At 65.7% G+C, this 23,667-nt stretch carries 18 protein-coding genes and 1 tRNA gene; 8 read left to right on the forward strand and 11 right to left on the reverse strand.

Annotated elements, in window-relative coordinates:
* Positions 1 to 7 precede the first annotated feature (7 nt).
* Both AC1DQK_RS01630 and AC1DQK_RS01635 read right to left on the reverse strand, forming a co-directional pair.
* Entirely contained in the window at positions 8 to 886 is an 879-nt protein-coding gene (locus tag AC1DQK_RS01630) for a hypothetical protein (protein ID WP_477866680.1), read from the reverse strand.
* On the reverse strand, positions 886 to 3,360 hold the full coding sequence (locus tag AC1DQK_RS01635) for a cyclic nucleotide-binding domain-containing protein (RefSeq protein WP_477866985.1): 2,475 nt from the start codon (positions 3,358 to 3,360) through the stop codon (positions 886 to 888). The genes AC1DQK_RS01630 and AC1DQK_RS01635 overlap by 1 nt, the downstream gene beginning before the upstream one ends.
* Before the next feature lie 174 nt (positions 3,361 to 3,534).
* Between AC1DQK_RS01635 and AC1DQK_RS01640 the strand changes: the two genes are divergently transcribed.
* Entirely contained in the window at positions 3,535 to 4,485 is a 951-nt protein-coding gene (locus tag AC1DQK_RS01640; protein ID WP_477866682.1) for a tetratricopeptide repeat protein, read from the forward strand.
* Between the two features lie 149 nt (positions 4,486 to 4,634).
* On the opposite strand, the gene clpX is transcribed toward AC1DQK_RS01640, so the two are convergent.
* A complete protein-coding gene (clpX, locus tag AC1DQK_RS01645) occupies positions 4,635 to 5,909 on the reverse strand; it encodes an ATP-dependent Clp protease ATP-binding subunit ClpX (protein WP_477866684.1) in 1,275 nt (424 codons plus the stop codon).
* A gap of 163 nt (positions 5,910 to 6,072) precedes the next feature.
* A complete protein-coding gene (locus AC1DQK_RS01650) occupies positions 6,073 to 6,729 on the reverse strand; it encodes an ATP-dependent Clp protease proteolytic subunit (RefSeq protein WP_340315544.1) in 657 nt (218 codons plus the stop codon).
* A gap of 166 nt (positions 6,730 to 6,895) precedes the next feature.
* On the opposite strand from AC1DQK_RS01650, the gene AC1DQK_RS01655 reads away from it, so the two are divergent.
* A complete protein-coding gene (locus tag AC1DQK_RS01655; protein WP_477866686.1) occupies positions 6,896 to 8,242 on the forward strand; it encodes a hypothetical protein in 1,347 nt (448 codons plus the stop codon).
* A gap of 130 nt (positions 8,243 to 8,372) precedes the next feature.
* On the opposite strand, the gene tig is transcribed toward AC1DQK_RS01655, so the two are convergent.
* The 6 genes from tig to gatC form a co-directional block, all read right to left on the reverse strand.
* Entirely contained in the window at positions 8,373 to 9,980 is a 1,608-nt protein-coding gene (gene tig / locus AC1DQK_RS01660) for a trigger factor (RefSeq protein ID WP_477866688.1), read from the reverse strand.
* Between the two features lie 66 nt (positions 9,981 to 10,046).
* Positions 10,047 to 10,131, reverse strand: a tRNA-Leu gene (locus AC1DQK_RS01665).
* Between the two features lie 101 nt (positions 10,132 to 10,232).
* Complete coding sequence (locus AC1DQK_RS01670) at positions 10,233 to 13,370, reverse strand: hypothetical protein (protein WP_477866690.1); 3,138 nt, start codon at positions 13,368 to 13,370, stop codon at positions 10,233 to 10,235.
* Between the two features lie 153 nt (positions 13,371 to 13,523).
* Positions 13,524 to 15,008, reverse strand: coding sequence for an Asp-tRNA(Asn)/Glu-tRNA(Gln) amidotransferase subunit GatB (gene gatB, locus AC1DQK_RS01675; RefSeq protein WP_477866692.1), 1,485 nt, complete (start codon positions 15,006 to 15,008; stop codon positions 13,524 to 13,526).
* Positions 15,005 to 16,492 (reverse strand): Asp-tRNA(Asn)/Glu-tRNA(Gln) amidotransferase subunit GatA, encoded by a 1,488-nt coding sequence (gene gatA, locus AC1DQK_RS01680; RefSeq protein ID WP_477866694.1) that lies wholly within the window; start codon positions 16,490 to 16,492, stop codon positions 15,005 to 15,007. Before gatA ends, gatB begins: the two co-directional genes overlap by 4 nt.
* On the reverse strand, positions 16,492 to 16,779 hold the full coding sequence (gene gatC / locus AC1DQK_RS01685; protein WP_477866987.1) for an Asp-tRNA(Asn)/Glu-tRNA(Gln) amidotransferase subunit GatC: 288 nt from the start codon (positions 16,777 to 16,779) through the stop codon (positions 16,492 to 16,494). The genes gatA and gatC overlap by 1 nt, the downstream gene beginning before the upstream one ends.
* Before the next feature lie 138 nt (positions 16,780 to 16,917).
* On the opposite strand from gatC, the gene AC1DQK_RS01690 reads away from it, so the two are divergent.
* The 4 genes from AC1DQK_RS01690 to AC1DQK_RS01705 are packed head-to-tail and all read left to right on the forward strand — an operon-like array spanning position 16,918 to position 20,702.
* Complete coding sequence (locus AC1DQK_RS01690) at positions 16,918 to 18,030, forward strand: DUF3089 domain-containing protein (protein WP_477866696.1); 1,113 nt, start codon at positions 16,918 to 16,920, stop codon at positions 18,028 to 18,030.
* Positions 18,027 to 18,482, forward strand: a complete 456-nt coding sequence (gene ruvX, locus AC1DQK_RS01695; RefSeq protein ID WP_477866698.1) for a Holliday junction resolvase RuvX — start codon at positions 18,027 to 18,029, stop codon at positions 18,480 to 18,482. Before AC1DQK_RS01690 ends, ruvX begins: the two co-directional genes overlap by 4 nt.
* 43 nt (positions 18,483 to 18,525) lie before the next feature.
* Positions 18,526 to 19,476, forward strand: a complete 951-nt coding sequence (locus AC1DQK_RS01700) for an aspartate carbamoyltransferase catalytic subunit (RefSeq protein WP_477866700.1) — start codon at positions 18,526 to 18,528, stop codon at positions 19,474 to 19,476.
* Positions 19,473 to 20,702 (forward strand): dihydroorotase, encoded by a 1,230-nt coding sequence (locus tag AC1DQK_RS01705; protein ID WP_477866702.1) that lies wholly within the window; start codon positions 19,473 to 19,475, stop codon positions 20,700 to 20,702. Before AC1DQK_RS01700 ends, AC1DQK_RS01705 begins: the two co-directional genes overlap by 4 nt.
* 20 nt (positions 20,703 to 20,722) lie before the next feature.
* Here AC1DQK_RS01705 and AC1DQK_RS01710 read toward each other — a convergent pair whose 3' ends face one another.
* Positions 20,723 to 21,982, reverse strand: a complete 1,260-nt coding sequence (locus tag AC1DQK_RS01710; RefSeq protein WP_477866704.1) for an SPOR domain-containing protein — start codon at positions 21,980 to 21,982, stop codon at positions 20,723 to 20,725.
* Between the two features lie 199 nt (positions 21,983 to 22,181).
* On the opposite strand from AC1DQK_RS01710, the gene AC1DQK_RS01715 reads away from it, so the two are divergent.
* Together AC1DQK_RS01715 and AC1DQK_RS01720 are read left to right on the forward strand one after the other, a co-directional pair.
* Positions 22,182 to 23,225, forward strand: a complete 1,044-nt coding sequence (locus tag AC1DQK_RS01715; protein ID WP_477866706.1) for an SPOR domain-containing protein — start codon at positions 22,182 to 22,184, stop codon at positions 23,223 to 23,225.
* 65 nt (positions 23,226 to 23,290) lie between these two features.
* Complete coding sequence (locus AC1DQK_RS01720) at positions 23,291 to 23,617, forward strand: PilZ domain-containing protein (protein WP_477866708.1); 327 nt, start codon at positions 23,291 to 23,293, stop codon at positions 23,615 to 23,617.
* The last annotated feature ends 50 nt before the right edge of the window (positions 23,618 to 23,667 follow it).

The following is a 23,667-nucleotide window of genomic DNA, read 5'->3' on the forward strand; positions in this document are numbered from 1 at the left end:
CGCGTTCTCACCAGTAATAGAAGACGGCGACGACATGCACGAACAGTGCGGCGATCAGCGCGAAGGTCAGCGGTATATGGATGTAGAGCCAGACCTCGAGCAGCGCCTTCAGCCGCAAGTGCTTGCGGATGCGGGATAGCGAGGAGCGCCGGCGTTCGAGCAGCACCTCGACGTGATCGAGCGGATCGGCCTCGGCCTCTCCGCGCGACGGATGCGCGCGGACAGCCGCCAGCGCCGCACGGGTGCCGCACTTGCTGTAGCGGCCGGTCAGCCGTGCCACGAGGCCGCCGCCGAAAGGATCGTCGGCGAGCGCCATCTGGACGATCGCCGCGCCGTCTGCATCGAGCGGCTGCGCCGACTCGTTGAGCTGCCGGTCGAGCGTTCGCAGATTGTCGAGCATCTGGATCTGGGTCGTCTCGCCACGATTGGCGGATAGTGCCTGCGGCAGCGACGCATAGGCCGCGATGCCGAATACGCCGGAACCAATCACCAGCATCATAAGGACATAGGCGAGGGTGTGGATATTCCATCCGAAGTCGAACCCGGTGTGCAACGTCGCGACCACGATCAGCGACAGGCCGAGATAGACATGGGCGGATGTCCAGCTCTTCAGCGACCAGCGTCCCGGCGTGATCGCCCGCTTCCTTACGCCGAGCATCGTCAGCCACAGGATCAGCAAGATGCCTATGGTTCCAGTGGTATAGCCGTAGATCGTCCCACCATTGGGCTTGGGCTGCACGTCGTTGAAGGCGTATATCAGCACTGCGACACCGCACAGCGTCAGCGCGATCTTGAGCCACTTATAGCTCTGATAGCGCAGGAACCCTTCATGCTCGGAGGCGCGTTCGCGACCGGTGGTCGCCTGTCGAAGCGATTTGGTGGCCATCAGGCGTCGTCCCGCTGCAGCCGGGCGACCGTCAGAAATTCCTCGGGAGCAACGCGGATGGCCGCGCCGGTCGGACAGGCGCGCACGCAGCTCGGACCGCCCTCGATGCCCGAGCACATATCGCATTTCACCGCGCGCTTGGCCTTTTCGACACCCGGCTCGGCATTGGCATAGGCCCAGTCATGACTGGGTTCGCCTGGCCCCGGCCCCTGCCCGAACAGGAACCACTTCCAAAGGCTCGGCTTCTTCGGCGGCTCCTTCTCCATGCGGATCACGCCATAGGGGCAGTTGCGCTGGCAGTTACCGCAGCCGATGCAGGTGTTGTCGATATAGACCTCGCCATCCTGGCCGCGGTGGATCGCGGTCGGCGGACAATCGGCCATGCAATGCGGATGCTCGCAATGGCGGCAGCTGGTCGGCACGTGGAGGTTCGCGAAGGTACGACCCGCCTCGCGGTCGAGCCGCGATATGCCGTCATGACTGTCCGCGCAGGCCTTCTCGCAATTGTCACAGCCGACGCAGAGATTCTCGTCGATCAGCAGCACGTCGGTGGCTTCGCCGACGCCGTTGTCGACCAGGAAGTTGGCAACCGACGAATACATGTCGACCACAGTCGCGAAGCTGTCCTTCTTGGCCTCGATGAACGAGGCGAGATCCTCGCGCTCGCCGATCGAAACCTTTGCCTTTGCGAAAAACTGGGGCTTGGCCTCAAGCAGGCGGAGGAAGGCCGCGCCATCGAGCTTGATCACCTCGGACTTGACCGCGGCGCGCACGGTCTGCTTGCGGACGCCATTGTCGAACAGCTCCAGCTCGCCGACATAATTGCCGGCAGGGATATAGGAGAGGAACACCGGCTTGCCGCCGATCGACTTCTCGACAACGACCGAGCCCGAGCGGATCACGAAGACGTCATTGCCTTCCTCGCCCTCGCGGAAGATCACCTCGCCGGCGCGCACCGCCTTGATCTCGGCGGTTTCCAGGACCTCGGCGAGATCGGCGGACTGCAGGCCGGACTGCCACATCTGGAGCAGCTGGCGCTCAGTCGAGATGCGGGTCACGGCGCGCTTCACACCGGGCACCGAAGCCATCAGCTTGAGGATCGCGTTGCGCGGAATCTCGACCACTATCGTGTCGGCGATCGAGCGGATCGTCGAACCGCGGCGGCGGCCCGACACCAGGCCGACCTCGCCGAAGATCGAGCCTTCGGGAATTACGATGCCGGTCGAACGGCCATCGGGCAGCGGGATATCGACCGAGCCCTCGACGATGCAGAACAGCGACGATCCCGGCGCGTTCTTTTCGAAGATCGTCTGGTTCTTGCCATAGGCCCGCACATCGGAGTCGAGCATGAACTCGCGCATCTGCAGCGGCGACAGATCGTTTAGGATGGTGACGTTGGTGCGGATCAGCTCGAGCCACTCGTCGACCGACTTCTTCTTCGGGAGATTGACGAACTTGCCTTCCAGGATCGGCTCGTCGGCCGGCTTCAGGTCGAGATTGCCGTTGATGAACTCGACGATGTCATAGCCCTGGTTCATGCAGTGCTTGATCAGCGGATAGCCGGCCAGCGCACCGATCACGAAGATGCCGGGGTTGGTCGTCTCGAACTGGGGCGACAGCTTTGGGAAGGCCTCGCGGTCGGCGCTGGTGAACTCGATCCCGCATTCCTCGATGAACTTGCGCGGCGCCGCGGAGCCCATGCGAGCGATGACCCGGTCGCAGCGAATGCGCGCCTCACCGTCGCGGGTGTCGAGAATGATGTGGCCCGGCTCGATGCGGTTGGGCGACGTATCGGTGACGATGTTCATCCGGCCTTCGTCACGCGCCTGCATCAGCAGCTTGACGTTGGCGCTCTTCGCCCGGCTGAAATCCGCCGTGCGGTTGATGATCGTGACGACATTGCCCTGCGCCACGTCCTGCGCGAGGCCGAGCGCATTTTCGATGCCGGCATCGCCCGCGCCGACCACCATGATATGCTCGTCGACATATTCGCCGGGGTCGTCGAGCTGATATTGGAGCTGAAGATAGTTCTGGTCCGCGCCGGGCACCCGCAAAAGGTTGGGGTTGCCCTGGGTACCGATCGCCAGAATGATGTTCTCGGCCTTGATCTCGGTCTTGTCGGTCAGGGTGATCGTGAAATCACCCTTGGCGCCGGTGATCGTCTTCACCTCGCTCTTGAGGCGGACATTCACCTTGGCGGCGGCGATCTGCTCATCCCAGAGGCCGAGGATCTTCTCGCGCTTGCCGGCATCGAAATCCACGTCCGAGCGCAGCACGAGCTGGCTCGGCGTCGCCATGACGTGCTTGCCCTTTTGATATTTGTAGATGGTATCGGAAAGATGGTCGGTCTTTTCGAGAAGGATGTGCGGGATGCCGAGCTGCGCGGCATGGGCTGCCGCGCTAAGCCCCGCCGGCCCCGAGCCAACGATGGCAATCCGGTAGGTATCCGCCACTGGTTCCCCCTGCCCCGTCATCATCACCGCCACGCCCGCGGCCTGTTTGTAACGGCGAAAACGCCTCGCCGGCCCCTAAGACCAATGAGATTTCGCCGTCTACCCCGAACCCACTCTACCAGCTTCGACGCGTTCCGCTAGACTTTCGTTACATTTGGAGATCAAAGCCTATTACGCTCAATTCCGGAGAGAAATGTGACGAAGGACGGTGCCGTAGACAAGGGGTTTTCACTGCCATTTGCGCGCATCGCGCTCGTGCTGGCAGCGCTAATCGCCATCGCCGCCATAGCCATCGCGGTCCTCCGCTCGCGCGGTGACACCGGCGCATCCGCGCCGCCCGCGGCGACGCAGCCGGTCGGCGACATCGCCTCGATGATCGGCGGGCTCGAGAAGAAGCTGCGCGACAACCCCGGCGATCCCAAGGGCTGGAACCTGCTCGGCCTCGCTTATTACAATGTCGGCCGCTACGCCGACAGCGTGCAGGCTTATGCGAAAGCGGCCGCCCTCGATCCCGACAATGCCCAGACATGGTCGGCGCTCGGCGAGGTTCAGCTGCTCTCCGGCCCGGGCGGAATCACCCCCGAAGCAGAAGCTTCATTCCGCAAGGCCCTCGCGATCGACCCCGGCGATTTCCGCGCCCGCTATTTCATGGCGGTGAAGAAGAACGAGGGCGGCGATCACAAGGGCGCCGTCGACGACCTGATCGGCATATTGCGCGACAGCCCGCCCGATGCGCCATGGGCCCAGCCGGTGCGCGAGTTGATCTCGAGCATATCCACCAAGCACAAGATCGACATCTCCGGCCGCGTTCCGGCACCCGCCGCCCCTGCCCCTGCCGAGGACAGCGTCGTCACCGGCGGCATCCCTGGCCCGACCGCCACCGACCTGAAGGCTGCGACTGCGATGACGCCGTCGCAGCAGGACGAGATGGCGCGCGGCATGGTTGCCCGGCTCGCCGCCCGACTGGAGGCCAACCCGCGCGACGCCGACCGCTGGATCATGTTGATGCGATCGCGGATGCAGCTCAAGGATCCGGCCGGTGCCCAATCGGCGCTGGCCGGAGCGAAGGCCGCCTTCAAGGACGATGCCGCACAGCGCGCGCGGTTTGACGCGGCGGCGAAGGTGCTGGGCCTGCCCGAGCGCTGAGCTGGCGTGCCCTATCGCTGACTTCATGAAAGGTTCGGCTCTCTCGCACCCCATGCTCGGCGACAGATCGAAAGAATATCCATCACGCCGAAACTGGAAAGGGCCGCCCGGTGCCCGGACGGCCCTTTCAGCTTATCTGGCGCGCGGGATCAGGCGGCGTCGCCGCCAGCCTTCTCCTTGCTCTTCTTCGCGAAGACACGAACCGGGTCCTTGCGGCCTTCGACCACGTCCTTGTCGACGATGATCTCGTCCACGCCGTCCATCGACGGCAGGTCGAACATGGTGTCGAGCAGCAGCCCCTCGAGGATCGAGCGCAGGCCGCGCGCACCGGTCTTGCGGGTGATCGCCTTGCGGGCGACCGCGATCAGCGCGTCGTCGGTGAAACCAAGCTTCACGCCCTCCATCTCGAACAGCTTCTGATATTGTTTGACCAGCGCGTTCTTCGGCGTCGAGAGGATCTCGACCAAGGCGGGCTCGTCCAGGTCCATCAGGGTCGCGATCACCGGGAGACGGCCGACGAATTCGGGGATCAGGCCGAACTTCAGCAGATCCTCGGGCTCGCACTGCTGAAGCGTCTCGCCGGTGCGGCGCTCGTCGGGCGCCGCGACATAGGCGCCGAAGCCGATCGACTTGCCCTGCAGGCGATCACCGATGATCTTCTCGAGCCCGGCGAACGCCCCGCCGCAGATGAACAGGATATTGGTCGTGTCGACCTGCAGGAACTCCTGCTGCGGATGCTTGCGGCCGCCCTGTGGCGGCACCGAGGCGGTGGTGCCCTCCATCAGCTTGAGCAGCGCCTGCTGGACGCCCTCGCCCGATACGTCGCGGGTGATCGAGGGGTTGTCGGCCTTGCGGCTGATCTTGTCGATCTCGTCGATATAGACGATGCCGCGCTGCGCCCGCTCGACATTATAGTCGGAGGCCTGGAGCAGCTTCAGGATGATGTTCTCGACATCCTCGCCGACGTAGCCGGCTTCGGTGAGCGTCGTCGCGTCGGCCATCGTGAAGGGCACGTCGAGCAGCCGCGCCATCGTCTGGGCGAGCAGCGTCTTGCCCGAGCCGGTCGGCCCGACCAGCAGGATGTTCGACTTCGCCAGCTCGACATCGGCACCCTTGGCGCCATGGTTGAGCCGCTTGTAATGGTTGTGGACCGCCACGGAGAGCACGCGCTTGGCCTTGGACTGGCCAATCACATATTGGTCGAGATGCTCGCAGATCTCATGCGGCGTCGGAACGCCACCGTCCTTCTTGCTGACGAGCGCACCCTTGGTCTCTTCCCGGATGATATCGTTGCAGAGTTCGACGCACTCGTCGCAGATGAACACCGTCGGGCCAGCGATCAGTTTGCGGACCTCGTGCTGCGACTTGCCGCAAAACGAGCAGTACAGGGTGCTCTTCGAGTCGCCGCCGGTCAACTTGGTCATAAACTAGATCCTGACTCCACTGGGGATCGCCCATATCCTAAACATGTCCCCCCCGATCCCACAACCTTCTTAAGAAGCCATGAGCGATATCGGGGTCCCCCGGAATATGGGGAGGGCTCTGCGGCGAACAAGCCGCCCGCGGCCATAACGGGCGGCTGACCGATCAGGCTGCCATCGCCTCGTCAGCGGGGCTTGGCCGCTTGTCGAACACCTCGTCGATCAGCCCGAACGCCTTGGCTTCGTCGGCCTCGAGGAACTTGTCGCGATCCATCGCATGCTCGATCGCCTCGATCGGCTGCTTGGTGTATTTCGCGTAGAGCGAGTTGAGCCGGTGCCGCATCCGCAGGATCTCGCGGGCCTGGATCTCGATATCGGCGGCCATGCCCTGGGCACCGCCCGACGGCTGGTGGATCATGATCCGGCTGTTGGTCAGCGCCACGCGCATGCCGGGTTCGCCGGCAGCCAGCAGGAAGCTGCCCATCGAGGCTGCCTGGCCGATGCACACGGTGCCAACCCTGGGGCGGATATATTGCATCGTATCGTGGATCGCGAGACCCGCCGTCACGACGCCGCCCGGCGAGTTGATGTACATGAACACGTCCTTCTTCGGATTTTCCGATTCGAGGAACAGCAGCTGGGCAGTAATCAGCGAGGCCATGTGGTCCTCGACCTGGCCGGTCACGAAGATGATTCGCTCGCGAAGCAGGCGCGAATAGATGTCGAAGCTGCGCTCGCCGCGGTTCGACTGCTCGATCACCATAGGCACGAGAGCGCCCGTCTCCGGATTGAGGAATTGGCCGGTTTCAAACGGATTGTGCATGGGAGGTCTCGGTCCTTCGTGCTTTGCCTTGAGATGCCAACATCGGCCTTTGCCGCGGGGGTTTCAAGGGCCCATCGCGCGCATGGGCATCAGCCAGCGCTGCTTCGAAATTGTCTGGCGCGCGCTCCGTCGATCGGCAAGATGGTCCGATGGGGGATATGCATCGATGCTCAAGACGGCCGACATCCGCTCGCTAGCCTGCCGCGGCGGGCTTGGCGCGACCATCGCGCTGCCGATCGCGGCGCTTCTGTTCGCGCTCTTCTGTCTCGCGAACCTTCATGGCCTCGGCCGCGATCTTCCGGCAGCGGAGGCGAATGTGCGGGCCGCCTATGCCTCCGGGGTCCTGCAGGATGTCGACTGGCTGCCCGGCAACACGGACATCGGCCGGCACCAGTATAACGACTGCCTGATTCTCTACATGGCGCTCGACCAGCAGGCAGCGGCTGCGCAGCTCATGGCCAGCCCGATCAAGCCGGTGCAACGGGGCACCGAGACGATGTGCGGGGCGCTGCGCGCCTTTGCCGCAGGCGACAAGGAGGCGGGCCGGACCGGCCTCTGGTATCACCAATATATCCACGGCCACACTATGCTCGCGCGCTATCTGCTGCCGCTCATGCCGGTCGAGGCGATCCGCAACCTCTATCACAGCATCGAAACCCTGCTGGTGCTGGCAGGGATCATGATCACCACGCTCGCACTCGCCGGCAGGCGCCGGCCGACCGAAAGCCTGTTCTGGCTGATCCTGTTCCTTGCTTTCTCGCGGTGGTTCGGGCTCGAATCCTATGGCCAGTCATTGTCACACGCGCCATCGGACGCGATCATCCTGGGCTATCTGCTGTTCCTGGCGATGGCGGCGGCGCGTGGCGGGCTCGGCCGGTGGAGCGCGACCATCAGCGCAGCTGTGTTCGGAAGCCTCGTCGCGATCTTTGAGTTCCTCACCGGCGGAATCCCGCTCGGCCTCGCCATTGTGGTAGGCGGCCTGCCCTTTGCGCTGCGCGACGGTGATCCGCGGAAAGTGCTCGACCAGATCGTCGAAGCCGCCGCAGCCTTCTGCACCGCGATCATAGCCTGCCTTGCGCTGAAGATCCTGCTCGCCCTCTGGGTGTTCGGGATCGAGTCTTTCCGCGAAAGTGCGGCGCAACTCGGCGTGCGGATGGGCATGGGAGGCGATCAGCCCGATCTCGGGCCAATGCACATGGCGAAGTCCCTGGCCAAAGGTCTCAATTCGCTCGCGGCGGGCATGCATCTGATGGCCGGGGCGATCCTGCTGATAGCCGTGGTGATCGGCGCCTGGGGTGCGCGAACCTTGCTGCGGACACAGGATTCGGTGCTGCGCGCGCGGGCCCTGCACCTGCTGGTCTCGAACGGCGTAATCGTCGGCATGCTGATGCTGCTATGGCAGCACACGATCATCCACGCCTGGTTCATGGATCGGATCTTCGTCTGGACAATCGGCACGGGCTTCGCGCTGTTCGCCCTCGGCGTGACGGCTCGGGGCTCGCCCGCGACCTGATCGCGCCGCACTACGCCCAGCCGTAATTTGCGCGGAAGCCGGATGGCACGCAGGGGAGCTGGCTCGAGCGGAAAACAAAAGGGCCAGGCATTGCTGCCCGGCCCTCTATATCCCGATGCAAACCGGCAGGTTACTCGGCGGCGGTCGCCTTTTTCTTGGCAGGCGCCTTCTTGGCAGGTGCCGGCGCAGCCTCGCCTTGGGCCGCAGCGGCCGCAGCCTTCTTCGTCGGCGCTTTCTTGGGCGCGGGTGCCTCGACGGGCTTCTCGGCTACCGCCTCTTCAGCCGCAGGCTTGGAAGCCTTCTTGGCCGCCGGCTTCTTGGCAGGCTTGGCCGGCGCATGATCATGGTCGTGATCGTGGTGGTCATGGCCACAGTCAGGACCATGGACATGCCCCTTGCCGATCGTGTCGTCATCGGCTTCGATCGCGGCTTCCAGCTCCTCGCGGGTCACTTCGCGGTCGCTGATCTCGGCCTTGCCGAACAGGAAGTCGACGACCTTGTCCTCGTACAGCGGCGCGCGAAGCTGGGCGGCAGCCATCGGGTCCTGCTGGACATATTGGATGAACCGCTCGCGATCCTTGGGGCCATATTGCTGCGCAGCCTGCATGATCAGACGCTGCATTTCCTGCTGGCCGACCTCGACGCCATTCTGCTGGCCGATCTCGGAGAGGAGCAGGCCCAGGCGCACGCGGCGCTCGGCGATCGCCTGATAATCGGCGCGATCATTCTCCATCTCGGCGCGGGCGGCCTCGGGATCCTCCTCATGGCCCGCCTCATGCTCGAGCTGTGCCCAGATCTGCTGGAACTCGGCCTCGACCATCGAAGGCGGAACCGGGAAATCATGGCTGGCAGCGAGCTGGTCGAGCAGCTTGCGCTTCATATGGGTGCGGGTGAGGCCGTTGAGCTCCTGTTCGATCTGGCCCTTGAGAAGTTCACGCAGCTGGTCGAGCCCCTGCAGGCCCAGCGACTTGGCGAACTCGTCGTCGACCGTCGCTTCGCGCGGCACGCGAACGTCGGTGACGGTGACTTCGAACACGGCGTCCTTGCCGGCCAGCGACGCCTCGCCATAATCCTTCGGAAAGGTGACGTTGAGGCTGCGTGCCTCGCCCTTCTTGACGCCTTCGAGCTGCTCTTCGAAGCCCGGGATCAGCCGGCCCGAGCCGAGCTCGACCGACATGCCCTCGCCGGTGCCGCCCTCGAACGGAACACCATCGACCGAGCCGGCGAAATCCATGACGACCAGGTCGCCTTCGACCGCCGGATGGCCTTCCATCGCGTCGTCATATTGTTTTTGCTGGCCGGCGATGCGCTTCAGCTGCTCGTCGATCACATCTTCCGCAGCCGGAACAGTGAGCCGCTCGAGCTTCAGGCCTTCGATCGAAGGCGCCGGAACGTCGGGCAGCACTTCGAGCTCGACCTTGAGCGCAACGTCCTTGCCGGGCTCATAACCTTCGTCGAGCTCGACCGAGGGCTGCATCGCGGGACGGAGCTTCTGTTCGGCGAGCAGCTGCTGGATGCCATCCTGCACGGTCTTGTTGAGAACGTCCTGCTCGATCGCCGGGCCGTGCATCTTCTTGACGAGGTTGGTCGGCACCTTGCCGGGGCGGAAGCCAGGCATCTTGATCTGGGGCGCGATCGACTTGATCTCCGCCTCGACTCGCTTGGCGACGTCGTTCGCCGGAATCGTCACGGAATAGGCGCGCTTCAGGCCCTCATTGAGCGTTTCGACAGTCTGCATGGGTCGTCACAACCTCTATCTCGAGAAAGCTTTTTCGGGTCCCGCCTCGCGCACTGGGAGCGAAGCTGGTGCGGGCGAAGGGACTCGAACCCCCACATCTTGCGATACCAGAACCTAAATCTGGCGCGTCTACCAGTTCCGCCACGCCCGCAAATAAGGACCGCCGGTCGGCGGGCTCTATAACAGCATCGGGATCGAGTACAACCCGCGCGATTCGCGTGCCGCGTTTGGGGAAAGCCTAAGAGGCGTATGTCAGCCTTGAACGGCTTTAGCGGGATTGTTCGTCGCCTGAAGATAGACGAACCACCCGGTTCCGGCCGCATCGCCCTTTGCAAGTTCCCCGGCCTTTTTCTGCTCCCGCCAGTCGTTGGCCAGCGTCTGCGCAGCAACAAGATCGTCCCCGGTCTGGCCCAGCATGTAGCGCAACAACGAGGGCCCCGCGATAAGCTGGTCGAGCGCTTGCCCGTCTCGGCTGATCGTCCCACCATTGCCTTCATAGCTATCCCAGCCCCGGCTCCTGCCCCACAGCTCCACCAGCCCCGCATAGCTTCGCGGCAAACGCGTGACGTCTCCCGCAGCATGGGCGATATGCTCCGCGCTCCATATGCCCACGGTATAGTTGGAGCCGTCCATCGTCTGGAGGTTCGCGCCTTCCAGGATGCGGCCGACGATCCTTTTGCGGTGCATGGCGACGAGCCAGTCGAGCACGGCACCGGCCTTGGCCGATCCCCTGCGCACGGCCGCGTTGAACCCCATCTTTTCGGCCGCCGCCAGGGCGCTGAGCCAATAGCCGATGCTGAATTCATGCTGGAACAGACTGGAATCATTGCTGCTCACAACGCCGAAATATTGGGCCGCGGCATAGGTCGCCAGGCGCAGGTCGGGTCGACCGTCACGCAGCAGGTTGGCCGGCGGGTTCAGGAAACCCGGGCTGCTGGCATAATAGCGGTCGTGAAACAGTTCGAAATCGAACAGCGTGAAATCGAGCACTTCGGCTCGGCTATAGAGCCGGGGCGATCCCGCGCTTGCGGTCTTCCAGGMGAGCGCCGCGTGTAGGAAAGCCCAGGCGCCTTCGCGGCTAGACCATAGGCTGAGCCACTGATCGCCGATGATGTCGTTCGAATAGAGCCGGTTCTGATCCCAGAAGCGGTGGCCGAGAAAGGCGAATTCGGGCGTGCGGAAGATCAGGCTTCCCCAGCCCGGGAACTGGTGGCCGTGGAGCTTGTCGATCTGGAACGTACCGAAATAGGGCGTCGAGGGTGTGTCTCCGGCGTAAGGCACGGTGACTTCGAGCGGCGCCGTGCCGCGCAGCCAGTTCGGGACGCGGCCGCCTTGCTGATACCAGCCCTGCGTCTCCGGCAGCGCAGCATTCCCCGGTCCATAATAATGGTTGCGCGCCGCGATCGACCGCCGGGCGTTGCCCTTGAACAGCGGCACATTGCGCCCCTTTTCGAAGCCATGCACCGGATCGGAGGCATAGCCGGTCAGATAGTCCAGCGAGATCGTCCGCCAGGGCAGACCGTCGTGCGGGCGGACGCTGTCTGGCAGGCTCATATACCAGGCGACCGGCTCAGGGATGATCTGCCGATCGTCGCGCATCCCGCCGGTCCCCGTGACCGGCGAGCGGCCCTGCACGTTGAACGGCGTATATTGCAGCCAAAGCGCCGCATTGGCCGCCATCGAACTTGCCGAATAGAGCAGCGCCCCGAAAGGATCGCGGGTCCGCCCGGCGCTGCCGACCATCGTCCGATAGTCGCTCTGCTTCCATGGAATGACCCGAATATTGCCGAAGCCGTTGGCCTGGCCTTCATTGCCCTGCGCGCCGCTGAAGATGCGCAGGTCATAACCATTGACCGAATAGTCGATGTGGCAGCCGAACGGGATGCTCAGGTCGAAGAGCGGCACGGTGCGTCGTATAGCCGCCTGTTCATGGCTGCCGGGATCGCGGCTGCGCCAGATCACCGCCGAGCGCACCGTGCCATGCGGATACCAGCCATCCTCCTTGCTGATCATCGCGCAGCCGCGCGGATCGTGCTGGCCCGCGAACAGGAACGGCTTGTCTGCGCCGTTGAGCGGGCCGCCATCGGGCGTCTCAACGGTCGCGAGCAGCCGGTCCTGAGGATCGTAGATCAGCCATTTGTGCGGCACCATATAGCTGTGCTTGCCGGCCGGATCGCCGAACGGATTGGCGGGCATCGTTGCCGTGTCCCAGTCATAGCCGAACTGGAACTGAACATAATCGCCGCAACGGATCGCATCGCAGCGATAATCGATGCCATTGATATTGGGGACCGGCCCCTGTGGCAGGCACTCGATCCACGCCGGCTGCGCGGTGCCGAGCCATTCATCCTCGAACCGGCAATTCTGCGCCACGATCCGGGTCATGACCAGGGCGCGGGGGTGTGCCACCCCCTGCCCGCTCGACCAGTCGACCAACACCGCCTTATAGGCCTGCCCCGGCGCCACATCGAGCGGCCCGACGGTGATATCGAGCGTTGACACCGCGCCATCGGGTGCTCGCCAGGCGAGGGTTTTCGCCGGCTGCGGCGCCACGACGCCGCGCGCGTCGATCACAAGGTCGCGCAGCACCGCGGCGTCCACCGGTCCGCTCGCCACCGGTGGGTAGCTATAGTCGATCACCGGCCGATCGAAACCGATCCGCAACTCGCGCACGCGGAGTCCGTCGATGGCCTGCCGGGTGTTGCCGAGTGCCGCGTTGACGGAGAAATCCATCTCCGGCGTCACGCGCAGCTTCATCTTCGTCCGGAACGGCCCGCCCGCCGGCTTGCCATCGATGCTGAAGGCGATCGTTCCGCCCATGGCACCCGGGCTGTCGCGCCACTCGACTTCTAGAAGCTGCTCGACGCCCGGTTTGCGCATCACCGTGCTGAAGAAACCGCCCTCGGTCCGGTCGCCGCGACCGATCGCGCATTCGAGCTGATCGCTGCCATAGCGGGTCGAGAGCATGATGCTGCCAGCGCCCCACCCGACCATCTCGACGAGCAGCGCGCCATCGACATGCGGGGGAACGATTCCCCTGAAAGAACAGCGCAGCCGATGCGGGGTCTGCGTCGTCGCCGGATCGGTAGTCGTGCCGAAATCGATACCGAGCGGCCCGGACTGGAGAAAGCTGGCACGATCGAGCGCGACCATCCCCGCCGCGATGCCGGCGAGCCCTTCCACGCGGATCGGCACGGAGGCGGCGAAGGCGTCGCCGCTGCTCAGCACGGGAGCCGGGGTGGAAAAGCGCCAGCTCGCGCTTGCGGCCCGAAAACCCGGGGTGGCGACGCGGCGCGCGGCGGTCGGGCCGGGCGGGACCGATAGCTGATGCGTACCCGGCTCGGCGACGATGTTAAGCGGGATGATAGTGCCGGGATCGCCGTAGATCATGGCGGCTTATAGCGTGTAGCGAGCCGGAGGCGGAAGCGATCAGTTATGCGCGACGGCCGTCACTCCGGCAGAGGCCGGAGTCTGGCTGTGATCGCGCGCGCTGCTCTCCAGAGATTCCGACCTCTGCCGGAACGACGGCGGAGGTGGGGGCGGTTAGCCCAGCGCCTTCTTCAGCAGGTCGTTGACCACGCCCGGATTCGCCTTGCCCGCCATCGCCTTCATCGTCTGGCCGACGAAGAAGCCGAACAGCTTGTCCTTGCCGCCGCGATAGTCCGCGACCTTGTCGGCATTGGCGGCCATCACCTCGGCGATCACCGCCTCGATCGCGCCGGTATCGCTCGTCTGCTTAAGCCCGCGCTCCTCCACGATCCTGCCAGGGTCCTCGCCCGTTTCCAGCATGATCTCGAACACCTGCTTGGCCAGCGTGCCCGACAATGTCCCGTCAGCCACCAGGCCGAGCAGTTCGGCGCCCTGCCTCGGGCTGACCGGGCTTTGCTCGATCGACTTGCCGAGCCGGTTGAGCGCCCCGAAAAGATCGGAAATCAGCCAGTTCGACGCCGCGCGGCCGACATCGCCGGCAGGCTTCCCGGTCGCCTCGACCAGCGCCTCGAACCAGCGCGCGGTCTCGACATCGGCGGTGATCACCGCGGCGTTATAGGCTGGCAGGCCGAGCACGCCCTCGTAGCGCGCGCGCTTGGCATCGGGGAGTTCGGGCAGCTCGGCGGCACAGGCCGCGACATAGTCCTCGGTCAGTTCGAGCGGCAGCAGATCGGGATCGGGGAAATAGCGATAGTCGTGCGCGTCCTCCTTGGAGCGCATCGACCGCGTCTCATTGCGGTCGGGATCGTACAGGCGGGTTTCCTGGACGATCCGGCCGCCGGCTTCGAGCACGTCGACCTGGCGATTGGCCTCGCCCTCGATCGCCGCCATAACGAAGCGGATCGAATTGACGTTCTTGGTCTCGGTGCGGGTACCCAGATCGTCGCCAACCTTGCGCACCGAGACGTTGACGTCGGCGCGCATCGAGCCTTCTTCCATATTGCCGTCGCAGCTGCCGACATAGCGGAGGATAGATCTGAGCTTACGCAGGTAAGCCCCTGCTTCCGAGGGAGAACGCATGTCCGGCTTCGACACGATTTCCATCAGTGCCACGCCCGAGCGGTTGAGATCGACATAGGAGCGGGTCGGATGCTGGTCGTGCATCAGCTTGCCGGCATCCTGTTCGACATGGAGGCGTTCGATGCCGATCCGCTTTGGTTCGGTGATGCCAGATTTCTCGTCGGCATCGATGGTGATCGCGCCTTCGCCGACCAGCGGATGGTAGAGCTGCGAGATCTGGTAGCCCTGCGGCAGATCGGCGTAGAAATAATTCTTGCGGTCGAAGCGCGACCAGCGGTTGATCTCGGCGCCCAGCGCCATGCCGGTCTTGACCGCCTGGCGGATGCATTCCTCGTTCGGCACCGGCAGCATGCCGGGCATCGCCGCGTCGATCAGCGAGACATTGGCGTTGGGCTCGGCACCGAAAGTCGCCGAGGCGCCCGAGAACAGCTTGGCCTTGGAAACGATCTGCGCATGGACTTCGAGGCCGATCACGACCTCCCATTCGCCGGTTGCGCCCTGGATACGATAGCTGCTCATTTTGCCCACCAGTTCTGCGGCTTGGCGGTGAAACCCGCGCGCGCCTCGATCGCGAGGCCGGCATTGAGCACGCCCTGCTCGTCGAGCGGGCGGCCGATGATCTGCAGGCCGAGCGGCAGTCCCTTGGCGTCGAGGCCGGCAGGCACCGACATCGCAGGCAGGCCGGCAAGGCTCGCGGGCACGGTGAAGACGTCGTTCAGGTACATTTCGAGCGGATCGGCGCTTTTCTCGCCGAGCGCGAATGCGGCCGATGGCGCGGTCGGGGTCAGCAGCACGTCGACCTTTTCGAACGCCTGCTCGAAGTCCCGCGCGATCAGCGCCCGGACCTTCTGCGCCTTGGTATAATAGGCATCGTAAAAGCCTGCCGACAGCACATAGGTGCCGATCAGGATGCGACGCTTGACCTCGGGGCCGAAGCCCTTGGAACGGGTCGCGGCATACATATCCTGGAGATTGGCGCCATCCGGCAGGTCGCGCAGGCCGTAGCGGACACCGTCATAGCGGGCGAGGTTCGATGAAGCCTCCGCAGGCGCGATGATATAATAGGTCGGCAAGGCGTAGCGGGTATTCGGTAGCGACACCTCGACGATCTCGGCGCCGGCATCGCGCAGCCACTCGATGCCCTTCTGCCAGAGCGCATCGACCTCCGCAGGCATGTTATCGACCCGATATTCCCTGGGAATACCGACCTTCTTACCCTTGAGATCACTCGTTAAAGACTCTTCCCACTTCGGAACGGCGACATCGAGCGAGGTCGAGTCCTTCGGATCGAAACCCGACATCGCCTCGAGCAGGATCGCGCTGTCACGAACGTCCTGCGCCATCGCACCAGCCTGGTCGAGCGAGGACGCGAAGGCTATGATCCCGAAGCGCGAGCAGCGGCCATAGGTGGGCTTGATCCCCGCGATACCGGTGAACGCCGCCGGCTGGCGGATCGAGCCGCCAGTGTCGGTGCCGGTAGCAGCGGGCACCAGCCGTGCCGCGATGGCCGAAGAAGAACCGCCCGACGAGCCGCCCGGCGCCATTGGCGCATTGCCGCCGTCGTTGCGCCGCCATGGCGAGACGACATTTCCGAACGCGCTGGTCTCGTTCGACGAACCCATCGCGAACTGGTCCATGTTGAGCTTGCCGAGCATGCCCGCTCCGGCCGCGAACAGCTTGGTGGTGACCGTCGACTCATAGGTCGGCGTGAAACCGCCGAGAATATTGCTCGCCGCCGTGGTCTGATAACCGGCCGTGCAGAACAGGTCCTTTATGCCGAGCGGCACGCCCGACAGCGGCAGCAATTCTCCCGCCGCGCGCGCCTTGTCGGCGGCTTCGGCCGCCGCGATCGCATGATCGGGCGTCTCGATGATGAACGCGTTGAGCGCCTTGCCGCCCGCGACAGCGTCGTTGAAGGCATCGGCCACTTCGCGCGCCGAGAAGTCGCCGGCGCGGAAGCCGTCGCGCAGGCCCCTGATGCCCAGATCGGTAATCGCGCTCATTATTCTATCACCTTGGGCACGGCGAAGAAGCCGTGTTCGGCCTGCGGCGCGTTGGCCAGCACCTTGTCGCGGATATTGCCGTCGGTGACGACATCGCTGCGCAGGCGCTGATGGTTGGGAATCACGGCTGCCAGCGGTTCGACACCATCGGTGTCGACCTCGCCCAGCTGTTCGATCCAGCCAAGGATATTGTTGAGCTCGGGCACCATCGCGTCGACATCGCCATCGGTAACGGCAATCCGGGCGAGGCTCGCGATCTTGCGGACGGTAGCGGCATCGACTGACATGGCGGGGCGGCTAGCATCCGACGCCGCCCGCTTCAAGGTCGACGTCATCTACTCCTGGCCATTGCACGCAAGGTCGATTGCCCGCTACGCACTTGCCTGCACGCATGTTCATGCTGCACTGCACAATCGGAGTTCATCGTGCTGGCTCGCCGTTTCCTCTATGTGATCGCGGGGTTGATCGTGCTTACCTTGGCCGCCGGAATCGGCTGGAACCTGTTCCAGGACCAGCTCATGCGCCTGGCCTTCGTGCCGGGCGGCAGGTTCGATGCCGCCGCGGCCGGGCCGGCGCCCCATTATGGCCAGGCGTCATCCTGGTTGTCGCGCCCCGACCTTCCCGACGATCCCGCACGCTGGCGGCCGGCCGGCGAGGCCGGTGGCGGCCCGACCGATGTCGCTGTGTTCTACGTTCCTCCGACGACCTATTTCACCAAGGCCAGCTGGAACGCGCCGCTCGACAATGCCGATTCGCGCAGATGGCTTCGCGTCTTCGGATCGAGCGAGGCGAGCGCCTTCAACCGGATCGGCGCGATCTGGGCACCGCGCTATCGCTCGGCCACGCTCGGGGCATTCCTGACCGACACAGCCGACAGCCAGAAGGCGCTCGATCTGGCCTATGGCGACGTGCTGCGTGCTTTCGACGCTTTCATGGCGCAGCTGCCGGCCGCTCGGCCGATCATCCTGGCCGGGCACAGCCAGGGCACCCTCCATCTCATGCGACTGATGCAGGAACGGGTCGCCGGCAGGCCGATCGCGCGCCGGATCGTCGCCGCCTACCTGATCGGCTGGCCGATCTCCATCGAGGCCGACGTCCCGGCGCTCGGGCTGTCCGCCTGCGAGGGCCCGCGCCAGACCGGCTGCGTCCTGTCCTGGCAGAGTTTCGCCGAACCCGCGGATCCACGGCTGATCCACGAAATTTTCAACCACTCCGCCGGCCTGACCGGCAGGCCGCGGCGCGGCACGCATATGCTGTGCGTCAATCCGCTCAGCGGCGCACCGGCGACAGCGGCCCTGCCCTCGGCCAATCTTGGTTCGCTGGTGCCGCGCGCCGATTTCCAGGGCGCCGACCTGCGCGCCGGTGCCGTCCCCGCACGGTGCGATCCATCCGGGCTGCTGCTTATCGGCGGGCCTCCCAAGGATTTCGACCGCTATGTCATGCCGGGCAACAATTATCATGTGTTCGACTATGCCCTGTTTTGGGGCAATATCCGCGCCGATGCGGAAGCGCGCACCAAGGCCTGGCTGACCAAATGATCTTCGCCTCATCGCTGGATTTTCGGGCCGCCCTTCCCGATCGCGGCCGGCTGGCCGGGCTCGACGTCGGCACGAAGACGATCGGCGTGGCGATATGCGATGCGGGATGGGTCATCGCCAGCCCGGCGGAGACCATCGCCCGCGCCAAGTTCAGCGTGGACGCCGCCAAATTGCGGGCGCTGCTGACCGCGCAGTCGATCAGGGGCGTCGTGGTCGGCCTGCCGCTCAATCTCGACGGCAGCGATTCGCCGCGCACCCAATCGGTGCGCGCCTTCGCCCGCAACATCGAGGGCTTCGGCCTTCCGATCCTGCTGTGGGACGAACGCTGGTCGACCCAGGCGGTGACCCGCACGCTGATCGACGCCGACGCGAGCCGCGCCCGCCGCGCCGAGCTGGTCGACAAGCTGGCCGCCGCCTATATCCTGCAGGGCGCGATCGACGGGATGATCTGATCCGCTTGAGCTTCCCGTCACACCCGTCTATGGCGCGGCTTTAATGCCTTTGCCCTTCCCGCACCGCCACCTGACCGGCATCTATGGGCTTCAGCCGCACGAGATCATGTTCCTGCTCGACGAAGCCGAGCAGTGGATCACGCTCAACCGCGCAACGACCAAGCATGATGACCGGCTGTCAGGCCTGACCCTGATCAACGCCTTCTTCGAGAATTCGACGCGAACATTGCTGTCGTTCGAGATCGCCGGCAAGCGGCTCGGCGCCGACGTCGTCAACATGAACGCGGCGCAATCGAGCGTGAAGAAGGGGGAGACGCTGATCGACACGGCGGTGACGCTCAACGCCATGCGCGCCGACATGATCGTTATCCGTCACCAGTCATCCGGCGCGGTGCAGTTGATCGCGGACAAGGTCGATTGCCCGGTCCTCAACGCTGGCGACGGCCGCCATGAACACCCGACCCAGGCGCTGCTCGACGCGCTGACCATTCGCCGCCGCAAGGGCCGCATCGCCGGGCTGTGCGTGGCGATCTGCGGCGATGTCCTGCACAGCCGCGTGGCCCGATCCAATATCCTGGCGCTGACCGCCCTGGGAGCGGAGGTGCGCGTCATCGCGCCGCCGACCCTGATGCCGGCGGCGATCGAGCGGCTCGGTGCGATCCCGTTCACGGACTTCGATGCCGGACTGGATGGCGCCGACGTGGTGATGATGCTGCGCCTCCAGAACGAGCGGATGGACGGCGCCTATCTGCCTTCGCCGCGTGAATATCACGCGCTCTACGGTCTCACCCCGAGCCGCCTCGAGCGCGCCGCTCCCGATGCGCTGGTGATGCATCCGGGGCCGATGAACCGGGGCGTGGAGATCACCAGCAGCGTTGCGGATCATCCGACCCGCTCGGCGATTACCGAACAGGTGGAGATGGGCGTTGCGGTGCGGATGGCCTGCCTGGACGTGCTGACCCGCGGCCGGCGCGGCGTCGAGGGCTGGGCGTGATCGCGCCGCTCGCCATCATCAACGCCACGCTGGTCGATCCGGGCGCGGGAACGGTTGCCCCGGGCGGCTTGCTGATCCGCGACCGCCATATCGCGGCGGTCGGCAGCTTCGACATCCCCACCGATATCGAGACAATCGATGCGCGCGGAGCGCATGTCGCTCCGGGCTTGATCGATGTCGGAACCTTCGCGATCGACATGCCCGCCTTCACCGCCGGCGGCATCACCCGGGCGGTGCTGATGCCCGATCAATCGCCGCCGCTCGACCATGAAGCGCTGGTCCAGCGCGCCGCCGCTTCGGGCAAGCCCGATGTGTGGATCCATCCGCTCGCCGCGGCGACCAAGGGCCTTGGCGGCCAGGAGCTTGCCGAGATCGGGCTGATGAAGGCCGGCGGGGCATGCGCCGTCGCCACCGGGCGCAGCTGGATCCGCGATTCGGGCGTGATGCTCCGGCTGCTGGCTTATGCCCGGGCGCTCGACCTGCTGGTGATCAGCCATGCCGAGGACGGCGGCCTGACAGCCGGCGCCGTCGCGACAGAGGGCGAATATGCCACGCGCATGGGCCTGCCCGCTGCGCCCGCCGCCGCCGAGGCGATGGCGGTGGCGCGCGACATCATGCTTGTCGAGCAGACCGGTGCACGGCTGCATTTCCGCCAGCTGTCCACGGCCCGCGCCTTCGATCTGGTCCGCGCCGCCAAGCAGCGCGGACTGCCGGTCAGCTGCGGGATCAGCCCCGCGCATCTGCTCCTGTCGGACATCGCCATCGGCGGCTTTCGCACCTTTGCCCGCCTATCGCCGCCACTGCGCAGCGAGTATGACCGCCGCGCCGCACTGGCGGCGATCGCCGACGGCACGATCGACCTGATCTGCTCGAGCCATGATCCACAGGGGCCGGAAGCCAAGCGGCTCCCCTTCGCGGACGCCGAGGCGGGTATGTCGGGCGCGGAGACGCTGCTGACCCTGTCATTGACGCTGGTTCGCGATGGCGTCGTCGATCTGCCGCGACTGATCGCGCTGCTGTCCGCCGCCCCCGCCCGGCTGCTCGGCCTTCCCGGCGGCACGCTGGCGATCGGCGGTGAGGCAGACCTGGTGCTGTTCGATCCCGACCGGCCCTGGCGGATCGATTCGGATCGGATGGCTTCGCGCGCGGGCAACACGCCGTTCGATGGGCTGCCCGTTCAGGGCAAGGTGTTGCAGACGATCAAGGGCGGTGTCGCGCTAGGCTGAGCAAGGCGAGGCTGGCGGCGTCAAGCGCTACCGGCAGTGCCGTTGCGCTGCGCCCATCGGATGGGCCTCTCGCCGGCCGAAGCCCGCACGAAACATGCTCCGCCGACGGCCTTGATGCTCATGCAGAGCCGGATCGCGTCGCTCCGCCTGGCAAAGCCGCTGACCGAGAGCCGATACAGCATCGCCCTGCCCTGGCGGAAGCCGGAGCCGGTCGGCACATGTGTCTTGAGGAACTGCGCTCGCCGGCCAAGGCCTGTCCAGGCGGCCTCGATCCGGCCCGCCGAGGTGAACGCCCCGAGCTGCACGGCCCAGCTTCCCCGGGGTGCCTTTTCCGCCGCGAGGCGCGCCGGTGGCGCGACCGATGTGGAGAGCTTCGCCTGAACAGGCCGAGGACCAACAGAGTGCGTGACCGGTTGTAGAGAGGCGGCCTGAGCCACGGCTGGCGAAAGCGGCGATGGAGTCGATTCGGCGGCAGTCGCGGGCGCGGCCTGTATCGTCGGGATGGCGCTCGCCGGTTCGGCCATTGCCGTCGCCGGCACGTCCGGAGCGTTCGGCGGCGTCGAGAGCGCCAGAGCGAGCGGCTGTCCGCTGTCCTCGGCCGGCATGACGCCGAGCAGAGCGCCAACCTGCATGGCCGGATCGGCCTTCAACTGCGTCACCCTGGCCCAGCGGCGAAGGCGTTCCGCCAGCCTGTCGGCAGGCACATCCTGTGCGGCGATGGTCGTCGCGTCGTTCCAGCGGCCCTCGATCGCGCAGGCGAAGGCGAGGTTCTGGCGGGTGCGGGCATCGGCACCAGGCATCCGCGCCGCGGCCAGCAGCCGCTCGCGGGCTTCGTCGGCATGGCCGAGCAGCGCCAGCGCGAGCCCGATCTCCGCTTCCGGAGCCAGGCCGTTCGCGGTTTCGAGGGATGCGAGCGCTGCTTCATTTCGGCCCAGCGCGATCTGCGCAAGAGCCCGGTTGACGGCGATGCGACCCAGCGACGGATCGAGCGTCAATGCATCGCGAAGTGCGGTTTCGGCGGAAGCGAAACGGCCGGCGCCGAGGTAGGCGCGCCCCAGGAAAGCCCGTGTTGCCGCATCGCGCGGCAGCATCAATGCCGCCGCCTCGGCATCGCGCACTGCCATCGTGGCATTGCCCTGGGCGAGCGCATCGCGAGCCGACGCGACGAGCAACGCCGCGCGCTGCTCTGCTGATGCGGGGCTCGGCCGGGCCGCTACGGCGGCCGGCGCAGCGCCCGCCATCATGCCCGCAAGGCCCAGCCAGACACACCCCGCGGTCACAAATCCTGCCCAACTCTGTCGCACAGCAAGGTCCCCATGTCGCGCAGATCGCGCGCTATCCTGCCGGGTTTGCCATGGCCCCCGCTAAGCTTTGGTTAACGACATCTGTTAATATCCGCCGGGAATTCGCTATCGCCGTAGGAAAGCGAACGCGCTATCAACCGGCAAATTCATGCCGATGTCTCGGGGGCGGTAGAGTATGAGAAGCTTGTTCGTCGGTTGCGCCGTGATTGCTACCGTCATCGCCTTGCCGGCTGCAGCGGAAACCAAGGCCGGCGTCGATGCGTGGCTGGCCGGCGACTATCCCAAGGCGGTCGCCGAATGGCGCGGGCCGGCCGCGGCCGGCGAGCCCGATGCACAGTTCAACCTCGGCCAGGCCTACAAGCTCGGGCGCGGCGTGCCGGCGGATGCTGCCGCGGCGCTCGGCTGGTATCGCAAGGCCGCTGCGGCGGGACATGAGCAAGCCCAGGCGACCCTCGGCCTCCAGCTGTTCCAGAGCGGCCAGCGCGAGGAAGCCATGATCTGGCTCAAGAAAGCCGCTGACCAGGGCGAAGCGCGGGCGCAATATGTCGTCGGCACGGCCTATTTCAACGGGGATTCGCTGCCCAGGGACTGGGCGCGCGCTTATGCCTTGATGACCCGTGCCAAGGCATCCGGCATCGGCGCGGCCACAACGAGCCTGGCCCAGATGGACCAGCTCATACCCGAGCAGCAACGTCTCGCCGGGCTCGCGCTGGCGCGCGAAATGGAGAGGACTGCGGCCCTGCGCGCAAGCGATGCCTCTGAACCGGGTGCGCCGCTGACCTTGCGGACCGAGCGCACGCCGCAACCGGTTGGCCAGGCCAGCATCCCGCCGTCGACGCCGCCGTCTGCCGCCAGCCCCGCCGCAACGGCCGCGCAAGCGTCCAGCCCGCCCTCGAAAGCGCCCGTGGCTGCGCCCGCCGCGAAGATCACCGCGGCGACGGCCAAGCCCGCAGCCAGGCCCGCCGCACCGATCGTCGCGGCAGCCGGCGGTGGATGGAAAGTCCAGCTTGGAGCCTTCTCGAGCCCCGACGGGGCACAGGGCGCCTGGTCGACGCTGTCGGCCAAGACGCCTGCCATCAGGGCGCTCCGTCCCAGCTACGTCGCTGCAGGCAATTTCACACGGCTGCAGGCGGGGCCGCTCGGTTCGCGCTCGGCTGCCGACCAGGCATGCGCCGCGATCAAGTCGGCGGGTTCGGCCTGTTTCGCGGTGGCGCCCTGATCGGCGGTCGACCTTAACGCTATCTTGGTGTTTCCGGGCGATAAAGCTCGCCGGAACAGTTGCGGATGGCGTGGATGACGGTGTGGCGGCGTATAGATCGGCCCGAGGCTATGGCGAGCCGCTGGCGGCGCAGGCAAGTCTGTGAGTTATTGGCCGAAGGACAGGCTCAGGCGGTCGCACTGCGGGACATATCCGGCACCGGCGCGACGCTCGATACGAACCGTCCGCCCGTGCTCGGCTCCAAAGTAGAACTGCGCCACCCCCATGCAGGATCAATCTGCGCGCGGGTCAGCGAGATCGGCGAAAGCGGGATCAGGGTCAGCTTCGATGGCCGGGAAGCGGCCGTCGCCTTCGCGCTGGGCGCGATCGCGGCTGACATGACCCGCGACTGAGCGGGCGCCTCAGCCACAGCTACGAGCTTATAATAGTACATCCATATAAG

It is taken from the genome of Rhizorhabdus sp. P4_G5, assembly GCF_056401065.1.

What these genes read in the sequence shown, in the direction of transcription:
- AC1DQK_RS01630 (WP_477866680.1), bottom strand. Translation starts at nt 886, where the DNA reads ATGGCCACCAAATCGCTTCGACAGGCGACCACCGGTCGCGAACGCGCC.
- AC1DQK_RS01635 (WP_477866985.1), bottom strand. Translation starts at nt 3,360, where the DNA reads ATGACGGGGCAGGGGGAACCAGTGGCGGATACCTACCGGATTGCCATC.
- clpX (WP_477866684.1), bottom strand. Translation starts at nt 5,909, where the DNA reads ATGACCAAGTTGACCGGCGGCGACTCGAAGAGCACCCTGTACTGCTCG.
- AC1DQK_RS01650 (WP_340315544.1), bottom strand. Translation starts at nt 6,729, where the DNA reads ATGCACAATCCGTTTGAAACCGGCCAATTCCTCAATCCGGAGACGGGC.
- AC1DQK_RS01655 (WP_477866686.1), top strand. Translation starts at nt 6,896, where the DNA reads ATGCTCAAGACGGCCGACATCCGCTCGCTAGCCTGCCGCGGCGGGCTT.
- tig (WP_477866688.1), bottom strand. Translation starts at nt 9,980, where the DNA reads ATGCAGACTGTCGAAACGCTCAATGAGGGCCTGAAGCGCGCCTATTCC.
- gatB (WP_477866692.1), bottom strand. Translation starts at nt 15,008, where the DNA reads ATGAGCAGCTATCGTATCCAGGGCGCAACCGGCGAATGGGAGGTCGTG.
- gatA (WP_477866694.1), bottom strand. Translation starts at nt 16,492, where the DNA reads ATGAGCGCGATTACCGATCTGGGCATCAGGGGCCTGCGCGACGGCTTC.
- gatC (WP_477866987.1), bottom strand. Translation starts at nt 16,779, where the DNA reads ATGTCAGTCGATGCCGCTACCGTCCGCAAGATCGCGAGCCTCGCCCGG.
- ruvX (WP_477866698.1), top strand. Translation starts at nt 18,027, where the DNA reads ATGATCTTCGCCTCATCGCTGGATTTTCGGGCCGCCCTTCCCGATCGC.
- AC1DQK_RS01700 (WP_477866700.1), top strand. Translation starts at nt 18,526, where the DNA reads ATGCCTTTGCCCTTCCCGCACCGCCACCTGACCGGCATCTATGGGCTT.
- AC1DQK_RS01715 (WP_477866706.1), top strand. Translation starts at nt 22,182, where the DNA reads ATGAGAAGCTTGTTCGTCGGTTGCGCCGTGATTGCTACCGTCATCGCC.
- AC1DQK_RS01720 (WP_477866708.1), top strand. Translation starts at nt 23,291, where the DNA reads ATGGCGTGGATGACGGTGTGGCGGCGTATAGATCGGCCCGAGGCTATG.